Annotated in this window: 16 protein-coding genes; 2 read left to right on the top strand and 14 right to left on the bottom strand. The window is 41.3% G+C overall.

All coding sequences use genetic code 11. The annotated features are described in order from the left end of the window. Nucleotides 1–24 precede the first annotated feature (24 nt). The 10 genes from AN389_RS10785 to ccmA are packed head-to-tail and all read right to left on the bottom strand — an operon-like array spanning nucleotide 25 to nucleotide 7,740. The gene (locus AN389_RS10785) at nucleotides 25–756 is read right to left on the bottom strand and encodes a VacJ family lipoprotein (RefSeq protein ID WP_055015948.1); all 732 of its coding nucleotides are present in this window, start codon (nucleotides 754–756) and stop codon (nucleotides 25–27) included. A 9-nt stretch (nucleotides 757–765) separates the two neighbouring features. After that, nucleotides 766–2,016 (bottom strand): c-type cytochrome biogenesis protein CcmI, encoded by a 1,251-nt coding sequence (gene ccmI / locus AN389_RS10780; RefSeq protein WP_055018077.1) that lies wholly within the window; start codon nucleotides 2,014–2,016, stop codon nucleotides 766–768. Beyond that, nucleotides 2,016–2,477 (bottom strand): cytochrome c-type biogenesis protein, encoded by a 462-nt coding sequence (locus tag AN389_RS10775; protein ID WP_055019778.1) that lies wholly within the window; start codon nucleotides 2,475–2,477, stop codon nucleotides 2,016–2,018. Before AN389_RS10775 ends, ccmI begins: the two co-directional genes overlap by 1 nt. Then, the gene (locus AN389_RS10770; RefSeq protein WP_029773820.1) at nucleotides 2,477–3,046 is read right to left on the bottom strand and encodes a redoxin family protein; all 570 of its coding nucleotides are present in this window, start codon (nucleotides 3,044–3,046) and stop codon (nucleotides 2,477–2,479) included. The genes AN389_RS10775 and AN389_RS10770 overlap by 1 nt, the downstream gene beginning before the upstream one ends. Continuing rightward, on the bottom strand, nucleotides 3,046–5,010 hold the full coding sequence (locus AN389_RS10765; protein ID WP_055019777.1) for a heme lyase CcmF/NrfE family subunit: 1,965 nt from the start codon (nucleotides 5,008–5,010) through the stop codon (nucleotides 3,046–3,048). The genes AN389_RS10770 and AN389_RS10765 overlap by 1 nt, the downstream gene beginning before the upstream one ends. A 1-nt stretch (nucleotide 5,011) precedes the next feature. Then, entirely contained in the window at nucleotides 5,012–5,491 is a 480-nt protein-coding gene (gene ccmE, locus AN389_RS10760; protein WP_055015944.1) for a cytochrome c maturation protein CcmE, read from the bottom strand. Further along, a complete protein-coding gene (ccmD, locus tag AN389_RS10755; protein WP_004588323.1) occupies nucleotides 5,488–5,691 on the bottom strand; it encodes a heme exporter protein CcmD in 204 nt (67 codons plus the stop codon). Before ccmD ends, ccmE begins: the two co-directional genes overlap by 4 nt. A gap of 3 nt (nucleotides 5,692–5,694) precedes the next feature. Beyond that, nucleotides 5,695–6,432 (bottom strand): heme ABC transporter permease, encoded by a 738-nt coding sequence (locus tag AN389_RS10750; RefSeq protein ID WP_055015943.1) that lies wholly within the window; start codon nucleotides 6,430–6,432, stop codon nucleotides 5,695–5,697. A gap of 1 nt (nucleotide 6,433) precedes the next feature. Further along, nucleotides 6,434–7,120, bottom strand: a complete 687-nt coding sequence (gene ccmB, locus AN389_RS10745; protein WP_004588321.1) for a heme exporter protein CcmB — start codon at nucleotides 7,118–7,120, stop codon at nucleotides 6,434–6,436. Further along, nucleotides 7,120–7,740 (bottom strand): cytochrome c biogenesis heme-transporting ATPase CcmA, encoded by a 621-nt coding sequence (ccmA, locus tag AN389_RS10740; RefSeq protein ID WP_146258074.1) that lies wholly within the window; start codon nucleotides 7,738–7,740, stop codon nucleotides 7,120–7,122. Before ccmA ends, ccmB begins: the two co-directional genes overlap by 1 nt. 113 nt (nucleotides 7,741–7,853) lie before the next feature. On the opposite strand from ccmA, the gene AN389_RS10735 reads away from it, so the two are divergent. Beyond that, nucleotides 7,854–10,166 carry a flagellar hook-length control protein FliK gene (locus tag AN389_RS10735; RefSeq protein WP_055019776.1) on the top strand — a complete coding sequence of 771 codons (2,313 nt, stop codon included), beginning with the start codon at nucleotides 7,854–7,856 and terminating at the stop codon, nucleotides 10,164–10,166. Nucleotide 10,167: 1 nt separating this feature from the next. Further along, the gene (locus AN389_RS10730; protein WP_055018074.1) at nucleotides 10,168–10,488 is read left to right on the top strand and encodes an EscU/YscU/HrcU family type III secretion system export apparatus switch protein; all 321 of its coding nucleotides are present in this window, start codon (nucleotides 10,168–10,170) and stop codon (nucleotides 10,486–10,488) included. A 78-nt stretch (nucleotides 10,489–10,566) separates the two neighbouring features. On the opposite strand, the gene AN389_RS10725 is transcribed toward AN389_RS10730, so the two are convergent. Genes AN389_RS10725 through AN389_RS10710 form a run of 4 tightly spaced genes read right to left on the bottom strand, consistent with a single transcriptional unit; the run spans nucleotide 10,567 to nucleotide 13,064 of the window. Beyond that, the gene (locus AN389_RS10725; RefSeq protein WP_055018073.1) at nucleotides 10,567–10,968 is read right to left on the bottom strand and encodes a DUF2802 domain-containing protein; all 402 of its coding nucleotides are present in this window, start codon (nucleotides 10,966–10,968) and stop codon (nucleotides 10,567–10,569) included. A gap of 17 nt (nucleotides 10,969–10,985) precedes the next feature. Further along, nucleotides 10,986–11,483, bottom strand: coding sequence for a chemotaxis protein CheW (locus AN389_RS10720; protein WP_055018072.1), 498 nt, complete (start codon nucleotides 11,481–11,483; stop codon nucleotides 10,986–10,988). Between the two features lie 24 nt (nucleotides 11,484–11,507). Then, entirely contained in the window at nucleotides 11,508–12,290 is a 783-nt protein-coding gene (locus AN389_RS10715) for a chemotaxis protein CheW (protein ID WP_055019775.1), read from the bottom strand. Between the two features lie 3 nt (nucleotides 12,291–12,293). Next, nucleotides 12,294–13,064 carry a ParA family protein gene (locus tag AN389_RS10710; protein WP_004588314.1) on the bottom strand — a complete coding sequence of 257 codons (771 nt, stop codon included), beginning with the start codon at nucleotides 13,062–13,064 and terminating at the stop codon, nucleotides 12,294–12,296. Nucleotides 13,065–13,069: the final 5 nt, after the last annotated feature.

Genomic DNA, 13,069 nt, shown 5'->3' with positions numbered 1-13,069 from the left:
GCTGGCATTTTTTATGGCTATTATTTATAAGCTTTCTAAGAAGTCTTCATCAAAGTCTTCAGGCTCTTCTTTAATTGGCGGGTTGCCATCGTATAGCTCATAAAGCTGACGCTGAAAGTATATGTCTTTAACAAACAAGTACGGGTCAAGTGAGTCATTAAGTAGGCCTTCTTGCGGGATAAGTGCCGCACGAGCTTCAACCGCTTTTAGCGCAAACACCAAAATAGTTTGCGGCGTAGTCAGCGCTATTTCTGGTAACACAAAGTTATCGACTACATCGCCTGTTAAGTTGCGTGCCGTTGTCGGTCCCATTGCTGGCAACATAATATATGCGCCGTCGCCAACACCCCACACGCCCAATGTTTGGCCAAAATCTTCATCTACAAGCTCAAGTCCTAATGAGCTTGCAACATCAAAAATACCAAATACGCCTACCGTAGAGTTAACTAAAAAACGCGCTAAACTCACGCCTGCGTTACCCACCTTACCTTGCAGCCCCGCGTTTATCATATCAACAGGCGCACTAATATTATCGGTAAAGTTAACAATACCATTGCGTACAGGTACAGGGGTTACTTCTACATACCCTACAGCGACAGGGCGTAAAATATAAGCATCTAAAATGTCCATATTAAAGTCGTACAATGGACGGTTAATGCTTTGCAGCGGGTCTCGCTCATCAACTTTGTTTTCTGGCACTTGTGCACATCCGGCTAGCACCAATAAACATAAAAAAGTAAAACTATGCTTTAACATCTACTGTCCTTAAGGTATTAATGTATTAATTTGAAGTTGGTAGTCACTTACGTTTTCACGTTGCAGTGCCTCAGAGTGACCCTCTAACTCACCACTACTTGGCATAACTGACTCATCTATTGAGATCCGCGCTGTAATCACAATATCTTTTGCACTTGATAAGTTTAACCCATCAACCATTGCATTAGCATCAGTGAGTTGCACTGTGAGCGGAAAACTGTATTCATTAAGTTTAACAACCGCTAGCGGCATAGGAGAGCCTTGAGCAGCCTTTGCAAAAATAAATAAAGTCCCCTGCTGTGGCTGCTTATCTAAAAGCTCATCTGCTAAGCTTACAGTAACATTAATAGCACTGTTAGCAGAGACAGGCATTACAGAACCCTCATTTTGCATTTGTTGTTCAATATCAGAAATACGCTGCGCTATCATTGAGTAACGCGTATCGCTTTCATCCATGCTAGCAAGTAGTACCTCGAACGCCGCTTTAGCTTGCGGCCAGTCCTTGCGCTCATAAGCAATAAGCGCTAATAGGGAAATAGCATCAAGATTTGTCGGCTCAACCTTTAGCACTTTAGATAGCATACCCGCTGCACGCGTCATATTCTCTTCACTACCTTCAAGCAGTAAAACTTGGCTGTAGCTAATGAGTACTTGCATGTTGTCTGGGTTCATTCGCAGTGCTTTATCAAACGATTGCTGTGCCATATCAAATTCGTTTAACGACATAGCTACACGCCCAAGCAACATCCACGCAACTTCGTCATCACCAGATTCGCTAAGTTTAGTACGCAAAGCTAAAGCAAACGCTTGTAACTCGTTTTGGGTTAGAGGCTCACCTTTTTGCATTACAGCACGCTCGCCATAATCAGCAAGGTTATCCATTGCATCATACCACGCGGCTATTTGTTGTTGGCTCCCTGTAAAGGTGTAAAAAACACCGGTGAGGGCTAATAAAAATGCTGCGCCAGTTAAAGCAAAAATACGATTATTACCTTTGCTATTAAGCGACTTTTCTGGTGATAGTTCGTTCAATAAACGACGCTTTAATTCAATAACAGATTCGTTATGACTTTGTGCATCAATACGTTGATTATCTAAGTCATTTTGCAGCTCAACTAAACGCTGCTCGTAAATGCTGATCAACTCTGCATTAGCATTGTGAGTAATGGTTTGAACGCGCTCTTTTTTTAAAAAAGGCACCATAATAAACGCCAGTGCAATGAGTATGAGTAAGGCAAAACACGCCCACATTAAAATCATTAAATTTGCTCCTGGCGTTTATTTTCTGCAATTAATTTAGCAAGTCTTGCTTCATCGTCGCTGTTCCAGGTTTGCTTAACTGACGCCTTACGTTGGCGAATTACAATAAAACCAAACCCCAAAATTACAATAAGTACAGGTAAAACCCACAGTACTAATGTAGCTGGTGTCACAGGCGGGTCGTAATGAACAAAATAACCGTATCTGTCTATCATGTAATCGATAACTTCGTCTTTTGTTTTACCTTCTTTTACCAGCGCAAGTACCTTGTCGCGTAAATCTTTTGCAACAATGGCATCAGAGTCTGCAATATTTTGGTTTTGACATTTAGGGCACCTAAGCTCTTTAGTTAACTCTTCAAAGCGCATGGCTTGTTGGTTATTGTCAAACTGATAGCGATCTTGCTCGGCATACACTGCCATACTTATAAAAAAGCTAAGGGTTAATAAAAACACTCGCATTAATTTAGCTCCTGCATAACCGGGGCAAATTTAGCACGCCATACGCGCGGGTTTAAATCTCCCGTATGGTGTAATAAAATTTTACCCGTTTTATCCACTAAAAATGTTTCAGGGGCACCCGATACACCTAAATCTAATGACAAGGTGCGGTGCAAGTCTAAAATATTAAATTGGTATGGGTCGCCAGCACGGCTAAGCATATCGCTCACATCAGTACGCAGCGCTTGCATATCAAATGGGCCATCAAAATCGGCATCGTAACCTTGCACATAGTACAAACCAATTATTTTTACGCCTTGCTCGCGTAGCTTAGTTAAATAGCCAAGCTCTACCAAACAAGTAGGACACCAAGTCCCCCAAACATTAAGCAAATAAACTTCGCCTTTTAGGCTTTCATCGGTCCAGCGCTTATCATCTTGCATTAAATCCGGAAGGTTAAACGCAGGCATTGTTTGCCCAAGTCGACCGGTTTGAATTTCACGCGGGTTGGCAAACAAACCTTGATATAAGAATACACATAAAAATATGAATATTAATAACGGCGCTAAAGCTAAAATTTTACGGTTCATTACGCATTCTCCAACGCTTTTTTACGTGTACTTGCTGAGGTACGGTAGCGTTTATCAAATAAAATCATAAACCCTGCAAGCGATATAAGTACACCGCCTATCCACATCCAACGCACAAACGGTTTGTGATAAATGCGCAGTGACCATGCCCCTTTGCTTAATTGCTCACCCAGCGCTAAATATAGGTCACGAGTAAAACCAGCATCAATTGCCGCTTCGGTCATAAATTGCATACCAATATCGTATTTACGCTTTTCTGCATGCAGCTCAGTCACTAGCTCATTGTCATTAAATACCGACACGACACCAGCATGACCACTGTAGTTAGGGCCGCGTATTGATTTAACACCATCAAATCGGTATTCGTATTGGTTTAGCGTAACAATATCGCCTTGCTTCATAGACACATCACGCTCTACCGAGTACGCCGAAGTCAGCGTAACGCCCGCAATAACAAATGCTAAACCAACATGACCTAGCACCATCGCCCAGTAGCTGACACCTAAACGCTTAACGCCTTCTTTTAGTGTTCCGTGAACCGACGCCTTAGCATATAAATCTATGGCAGTAGAGACAGCAACCCACACACCTAAAGTAGTGGCTAGTAATGTAAGCGGTTTTACTACATCGTAGCTTGAGAACAACCACGCACAGGTAATAACAACACTTACTAGCACGCCTACGAATACTTTATTTTGTAGTACAGCCCACTTATTTTGTTTCCAGCGAAGAAAAGGCCCTATTCCCATTAATATGGCAAAAGGTACTAATAAAATGGCGAACATTTTATTAAAGAACGGTTCGCCGATAGAAATACTGCCTAGGCCCATTTCTTTGTGTACCATAGGTAATAAAGTACCTAAAAGAACAATTAATGTAGCCACGACTAAGAATATATTGTTTAACCACAACGCTACTTCGCGAGATACAAACTTGTAACGACCTTCACTCTTAACTTGTGATACGCGCAGCGCATACAACGATAAACCGCCGCCAACCACAATGCCTAAAAAGGCTAAAATAAATAAACCTCTATCGGGGTCTGTGGCAAATGCATGCACCGATACAATAATGCCCGAGCGAACAATAAAGGTACCTAATAAGCTCAGCGAGAATGCAGCGATGGCAAGCAGCACAGTCCACGATTTAAATACACCGCGTTTTTCTGTCACGCTCAGAGAGTGCAATAAAGCCGTCGCAACAAGCCAAGGCATGAGCGATGCGTTTTCTACCGGATCCCAAAACCACCAGCCACCCCAGCCAAGCTCAGAGTAAGCCCACCAGCTACCTATCGTTATTCCTAAACTTAAAAAGCCCCAAGCGGTCATCGTCCATGGGCGTGACCATTTAGCCCAAGTATTATCAAGTTTACCGGTTAAAAGTGCTGCAATAGCAAAGGAAAACGCAACCGATAATCCTACATATCCCATATAAAGTAACGGTGGATGAATGATCATACCAGGGTCTTGTAATAGTGGATTTAAATCACGTCCTTCAACAGGAAAATACGGCAGTAAACGCTCAAATGGGCTCGAAAGCAGTAGTGTGTACATCATAAAGCCCACACCTAAAAAGCCAAGCACGCCTAAAACACGTGCACGTAATACCCAAGGCAGTGCTTTAGAGCGCATAGCAACCACGGCGGTCCACCCTGCTTGCATTACAAGCCACAGTAAAATAGCGCCTTCGTGCCCACCCCATGTAGAGGTGATTTTATAATACCAAGGCAAGGTACTACTTGAATGATACGCCACATAAGATACCGTAAAGTCATCTGTTAAGCTGGCATAGATAAGCGCAGCAAACGAGAGAAGGACAAATACAAATTGCCCTACGGCTAAAGACGGGGCCGCACGCATTAAACGAAGATTACCGGTATGTGCGCCCCACAGCGGGAAAATACACAGTAAAACGCTTAACACCATGGCAAGCGTTAAAGAAAAATAACCAAGCTCTGGGATCATATTAGCTACCGCTATCTAGGTTGTATTTTGGTTTTTCGTGTTTAATTCCCTTTACGGCTTCTGCTACTTCTGCTGGCATGTATTCTTCATCATGCTTAGCCAGTACTTCAAAAGCTTCAATCACGTTTGGCTCTACAAGCACACCTTGCGCTACAATACCTTGGCCTTCGCGAAATAAGTCAGGCAAAATGCCCTGGTATTTAATTGTAACCAATGGCCCTGTATCTATTAGTTTAAAGCTGACTTGCAAACTTTGTTCATTACGAATAACAGAACCTGGCACAACCATACCGCCTATACGCAACTTTTGCCCTATTTGCGGTTTTTCTTTATCTGGGCCTTTGCCTTCTATTAGCTCGCTCGGTGTGTAAAACAAGTTAATGTTTTCTTGCAGTGCATAAAGTACTAAGCCTATAGAAGCACCAATGCCAAACAACACAGCAATAATTACCAATAGGCGTTTTTTACGTCTTGGATTCATGATATTTGTTCCTGCTTCGCTTTTTTAATTCGCGCTTCGCGCGCAACTTGCTGCTCTACTGAGGCCATAATACGTTTTGTATCACGTAAAGAGCTAAATAAAATGCCCAACAAAATTAAGGCGCACGTACCAAAAGAAAGCCACACGTAAAACCCGTAGCCCCCCATTGCAATAAAATCAGAAAAAGAGTCAAACTGCATAATTTACCCCTTACTTAACAAGGCTCGAACCCACGGTCGATGCTTTTCACGTTGTAATATTTCATTTTTTAAACGAATTAACGTTACAGTGCCAACAAAAGCACCAAACGCTAAAATATTCACCATTAGTGGCCAAAACATACTAGGGTCAATAGCTTTAGTATCAAATTTTGTGATTGTTGCGCCTTGGTGTAGGGTATTCCACCACTCAACAGAATAATGAATAATAGGTAGGTTAATAACCCCAACAATGGCCAAAATAGACGCCGCTCGCCCTGCTGCTTTTTTATCTTCAAATGCATGATAAAGCGAAAGTACACCTAAATATAAAAATAATAAAATAAGCTCAGAGGTTAAACGTGCATCCCACACCCACCAAGCGCCCCACATAGGTTTACCCCATGCTGCGCCAGTAATTAACGCAATAGCGGTTACACATGCTCCCACCGGGGCAATAGCAATGACTGCAAGTTCGGCGTTACGTAATTGCCACACTAAAGCAACCACGGCTGCAATAGCCATAGAAGAATATGCACCCATAGACAAAATAGCCGACGGTACATGAATGAAAATAATACGGTAACTGTCTTTTTGTTGGTAATCAGCTGGCGCAAAACCTAAGCCCCAAATCCAACCAACAAGCATACTTATAACCGTAGCAACGGCAAAATAAGGCAGTAACGTATTACATAATTGATATGCGCGCTCTGCTTTTGCGTAGGGATGTAACCACTTCCACATATTAACTTACACTCACTTTTAATGCTGACGATATGGCGATGGGTGCACACATAATAGCAACTACTAACATGGCCCCAAGAATGGCAAGCTGCCCGCTATAATCCAGCGACATAGTACTGGTATCAATGGCTGACGTTGCAAAAATTAAAACAGGAATATACAAAGGCAACACTAACAGGCTCATTAAAATACCACCTTTTTGTAATCCCACAGTAAGGCCAGCCCCAATAGCACCAATAAAGCTTAATAATGGCGTGCCTAATAATAATGTTAATACGGTGGCTAACAGCGCTGAGCTCTCTAAATTAAGCAATAAAGCAAATAACGGTGTCATTAATACTAATGGTAAACCGGTAACAACCCAATGCGCCGCGACTTTGGCCAACACGGTGAGTGATAGCGGATACGATGAAGCTATTAACTGCTCCAACGAGCCATCGTTATAGTCGTCTCTAAATAATTTATCGAGTCCAAGCATGGTAGAGAGCAAAGCGGCTACCCAAATAATACCTGGAGCCATTCTGTTTAATAGACCGGGCTCTGGTCCAATTGCTAACGGAAATAACGAAATAACAATGAGAAAAAACAAGATAGGATTGATAATTTCAGCACGCTGGCGAAACGCAAGCTTTACATCTTTACTAAATACCGCACTAAACAGCAGCCAATATGAATGTTGACGAGTCATCAGTAACGATACTCCAAGGTCACCGTTTGTAGGTTTTCAAACTGTGTTGTTAAATCTTGATGGGTTGTGAGTAAAATAGCGCCACCGCTTTTTAAATGCTCAGAAAAACGTTGTTGTAAAAATGCAACGCCATTTTTATCAAGTGCAGTAAAGGGTTCATCAAGCACCCATAGTTTTGCATCGCTTAACCATAAACGCACTAAAGCGACACGACGCTGCTGCCCTGCAGAGAGCATTCTTACTGGCACATCTTCAAGGCCCACTAAGCCAAGCTTAGCTAACATTGGATATAGGTCGGGCTCATTTGTATAGCCATTAATGTGTAACCAATGGCGTACGTTTTCCAGTGCGCTGAGCTGTGCATTAACACCGGTTTTGTGGCCTATAAATAGTAAGTCTCTGGCGTACTCTTCATAATGTTTGGTAATAGCTTGCTGTTTATAAAAAATAGCGCCTTCATCAGGCACACTAAAGCCTGCGACAATACGCAACAATGATGTTTTGCCAGCCCCGTTAGGACCCGCTAATTGCATGATTTGACCGCTATTTAGGCTAAAATTAAGATCCGCAAACAAACAACGTTCTTGCTTGATGCAGGTGACGGACTTAATGTGTAACAAGATGACGTTTCTCTATGCCAAAAATTAGGCGTTAGTCTACCATAATGATAGTGTAATACGAATATTGCTTTAAAATCGATTCACGAAAATTAGCGAAAACTTGATTTAAAATAATGAATAATCCAACGCAAATCACATTATCTAATTCATTGGTTAGTAACCAAAGCGCCCCGAGCACTTCAGACGAATTAGTACAATTACCCGAGCAGGTACTTGCGGCTAAAAATATTCAGTTTTCAAAAGGCTCAATTACACTCGATGTATTAATTGATAAACACTGGCAAACACTACGTTTAGGCATTACCCATGCCCCTCAAAACACAGACAAAATAGCAAGTGCTAACATACAGCTCAGCGCTGATGGAAAGCAGCTAAATATAACTCCCAACAATACCAATATTATACTTAGCAACGCATCTCAACTGCAGCGTTTTTTAAATTATGTAAGTACCGGTAGTGAAATACAAAGCAAACCCTTGCCTGTTAATATTCAGCTTTCGCCGTCACCACAGCTTATAATACCTAGTCTTAATGCCAGTATTGCAATTAACAAAGAAACCGCACAACTATTAAATACCGAGCAGCCATTACAGGTACTTATTAATACCACTAATAAAGGCGCACAAATAAATGTTATTAACCGCTTTGCTGATTCCGTTCATACTCAAACTCTCAGCCAACATAAAATTACGCAGCTATTAACTAACTTACTACCCAGCGCGAAACTACAAGCAACGCCTAAATTAGCTATTATTTCTCACCCTCAGCATAGCGGCTCGTTCACCACTCCAATCACTAATAAACAACTTAGTGAATTGCCCAGCAAGCCCGTGGCAGTAAATATTACTCATCAAGTAGATAAGCTGTTCATTAAAACTAATTTACCCAATATGCAGGTCGCACTTAATAACTCATTTAGTAAACCCTTTACCGACTTGGTTTTATCACAGCAGCAAAATGCAGCCAGCCCCCCCGCTGATAAAACAAGCCCGCAGTTAAGTGCACAGAGCCCTATAAAATCATGGTTACAAAGCAGCTTTAGTGATTTAAAAACGCGAATTAACGATGCCGTTAAATACTTTGAAAGCAAACCCTTTGCGAGTAAAATGTCACCTTTGCAAGCTCAACGAGCTAATCTTGATGTAAACAAAACGCCTACACAAATAAACACGTTAGCAAACCCTAATTTAAGTAAGCTAAATATAACCGCTGAAGTTGCTAATCATTCTTTTACTCCTAACAGCCCTTTAGCTAAACACTTTGCGCAGCTTCCTCCTTTAGTGCAAATAACCCAGCAACTAAAGGCGAGTGTGTCGTTATGGCAATCAGCAAACAACATGGCTCAGCCACAAGCAGTGAGCGCTCAACCAACAAATATAAGTACGCAAGGCATTCCTTCTGGGCCCCTGAGTTTAAAAACATTAAATACCACAACTTCACAGGTAAATACTTCGAATCAACCCGGTTTACCTCACTCGCTTTTTAAAACCGCACCAAGTCAGCAATTACAACCGATTGAAGCCAAGCTTTTAACTTCGCTTTTAAATTTACCAACAGAGAGTGAGCGCCCAAATAGCGCTTCTAACCCTACAGCATTGTTGAGTAGCCGAATTACTGACATAGCAAGTAAAGCGACTCAAAATACACCTGATCTAACACGTCTGGTAAATCAAGCTTTTAATAGAATGGTCTCTAGTAATAATGTTCACCCAGCAACCATACAGCGAGAGCTTTTAAGTACCTTACAACCGCTTACCACGCCAAATGACACACTACAAAGTAGCTTTACAAAAGGACTTGAACAGCTTGCAGTGACTATTTTAGCGGCGCCAATAATAAGCCAGTCGAGTACTTCGCTAACGTTTAATAACCACACTGGAGTGGATGCCCTACTTAACGTACTTTTACCCACATTTAAAGTAGGTAATGGCGCGGATAAACTATTAGAACAACTTCAACAAACACACATACAAGAACTTGCTCCAGAGCTACTACAGGTTAAAAATACCCTTAGCCAAGTGCAAGTAACTACACCAAACCAGCAAAACGACACAAATCCGCTAGCACAGTTTTTATTTCCAATGAAACTTCCGCCTGAAGCGGGGCAAACAGAAATAACCTTAGGGCAGTATAAAAAAGCGAGTGTAAATAAAACTGAAAAAAATGTGTGGTTTGTTAGGTTAAATTTTGATTATGCACAGCAAGGGCAATTACAAATAGTGGCAGAGCTTATGGACAAAGCGCTCGATTGCCAGCTGCTTGCCTCTAGCCAAGAAGTAAGTGCAATTGCACATCCTCACTTAGATAGCCTCAGGGCTAAATTAGCTCAACATGGCTTGCAAGTAGGCGAGCTAAACTTAAAACGTGGAGATGCGCGTCATCAAGCGTTTTATCAATCGCATGCCATTATAAATATTAAGGTTTAACATGACTGACACCTCTAATTTTGCAGCAAATAATAAATCAGCGATTGGCCTGTTATATGAAGCGGGAAGTACCCCAGCAGTGAGTGTAAAAGGGTTTGGGGAGTTGGCTGATGAAATAATCAAAGCTGCAAAACAAAAAGGCATTATGATCCACCAAGATGAAGCACTTGCTAAAACACTCTCACACTTAGAATTGGGAGAGGAAATACCCAAAGAGCTTTATTATGTTATTGCTGAATTGATTGCTTTTTCGTACGTGCTTCGTGGGCAGTTCCCACCTGGCTGGCAAGACTTTCAAGGTAAGCTAAATGTAAAGGCATAAACAGATGGGTGAATTTTATCTCCCTCTTATTAAGTATTACTGCACATTGGTATTGTGTAGTTTAAAGCAAAAAAGACGCTAGGCGTCTTTTTGTTTATGTAACGAAAATAATAGTTCAGCCTCAGCCCTAGGAAGCTCGCACTCGCGTATCACTTCATCTAAATCAGCACCAAGCTCAACCATTTTAACAGCTCGAGAATATATTTTTGCGTCTGGGTCGTCATATTTTTGAGCAGCTTGTTGTTGCATCAACTCTTGATTTTGTTGCTCAACTTCAAGTACACGCTTACCAATACTTAAAAGCCCTGTTCTGAGCTCAGACACTTCACTACGTAATATATGCGTTTGCTCTGAGGTATCTTTTAATTGCTGTGATACTGCATTAAGCTCTGCCGACTGTTTATTTTTTAATGCAACAATTAGCGCCAGCGATATTAAACCAGCCCCTAGCGCTATTATTGCGATACTAAGTAACAACATAATTTTAGTGGTAAAGCTTAAATATCGCTTAACTCATCCCATTCGTCATCGCTAAGTAATTTATTTAAATCGACTAAAATAAGTAATTCGTTATCGCGGTTACACACGCCTTGAATAAATTTAGCGCTTTCCTCAGTACCAACATTTGGCGCGCTGTCTATTTCAGAGCTGCGTAAGTACACAACCTCAGATACACTATCAGCTAAAATACCAATTACTTGCTCTTCTGCTTCAATAATTAAAATGCGAGAGTTATCAGTCGCATCTGCAGCTGGTAAGCCAAAGCGAGCTCGAGTATCAATAACAGTAACTACGTTACCACGTAAGTTTATAATACCAATAACGTAAGAAGGCGCACCAGGTACTGGGGCAATTTCGGTATAACGTAAAATTTCTTGTACCTGCATTACGTTTACGCCGTAGGTTTCTTCTTCAAGCTTAAACGTTACCCACTGTAAAATTTCATCGTTGTTATCTGCGTTTTTATTCGCTGATAATAGTTTATCTTCGCTCATGCTGTTACCCCGTAATGGTCATTACTACTGACGGCTATCTAAGCCTTTTTCTAATAGTGCATTTAGATTATCTACATCTATTAAAGCACACATTTTTTCTTTAATAACACCAGCAAGCCAAGGACGTTTGCCGCTGTTTTTTCGCCATTTTACATCTTCTTTACTCAATGTAATGTTATTTATTAACTTTTCGGCCAATAACCCCCAGTTACTATCCCCAAGGGTGATTAAATACTGATAATTAAGAGAAGCCTCTAACTTTTCATCGTACTTTTCTGGCATTACCCAACGGGCGGTATCAACTACGTTTAGCTTTTCATCTCTATTAAGCATAACGCCTTTAAACCACTTTGGCTTACCAAATAAATGATTTACCTCACCTAATTGATGAATACCCCCAAGCGCTTTTAAAGGAACAGCCAATGTTAAGCCAGCCACTTCAAAAAATAGAGCCTGAAATTCTCCTTCAAAGTAATCTTCTTGGCTATGTAGTAAAGGCGCAGGCTCTGTACTTTGCAAGGTTTGCACATCAGGTGCATTTACTGGCTCAGGTTCAATAGGCGCTGTTTGAGAGGGAACGGGCTCAACCTCACTAATAGCCTCTTTTACTTGCTCAGAATAAAGCTGCTCGGTTACGCTTAATTGCGCTTTGGGTTTTAAAAGTACCTCGTCGTTTTGTATGGCACTAGGTACTTGTTCAAGGAGTTTAGCTACAGGCTCAAGGTTTTCCTCAGGTTCGTCTTCGCATAAGAGCGCCCCTAAGTATTGAGTCATTACTTTTTCATTAGCAAATAATTGCTTACTCATTCATTAACCTTGTCCAATTAAATAATCTAATAACGCTTTATAAGCGTATACCCCACGCGAACGTGGGCAAAACTCTATGGGTACCTTTTGTGCAAGGCTTGCATCTCTAAACTTTGTATCAACGGGGATCACCCCTGGCCATACTTTATCTTTATATGTATTTTGCAACGTTTTGTAGGCTTCAAGCGACGCTTTTGTGCGCTTATCATACATAGTAGGGATTATAGTATATTGGTACTGTTTCGCTTGAGAGCTTTGCATTAATTCCATAGTGCGCATCATTCTATCAAGCCCTTTGAGCGCCAAAAACTCAGTTTGCACAGGCACTAAAATACGTTCACTGGCAGCTAATGCGTTTACCATTAGAACACCTAAAACAGGGGGGCAATCAAGCAACGCATAATCGTAATGTTCACTAATTTTTGCAAGTGTTTTTTTTAAAATTAAGCCCATCCCCGTTTTATTGCCCATACTTCTATCGAGAGTTGCTATAGCCATCGTTGCGGGCAATATATCTAGGTTTTCCATTGTAGAGGGGCACAAAGCTTGCAATATTTCTTCACTTTGCATTGAGGTGCCGCGAGCAAAAATATCGTACACACTGACTTCTAAATCTTCAGAATCAATACCAAAATAATACGTAAGTGAAGCGTGAGGGTCGGTATCAATAAGTAATACGCGTTTACCTTGCAATGCTAAAATACCCGCAAGACTAACAGCCGTTGTGGTTTTACCTACACCGCCCTTTTGATTTGCTACTGTCCAAATCTTCACATTAA

It is taken from the genome of Pseudoalteromonas sp. P1-7a (assembly GCF_001401855.1).
Classification (GTDB): Bacteria; Pseudomonadota; Gammaproteobacteria; order Enterobacterales; family Alteromonadaceae; genus Pseudoalteromonas.
The sequence above is the reverse complement of the archived record's forward strand: the minus strand, read 5'-3'. Positions and strand labels throughout refer to the sequence as shown.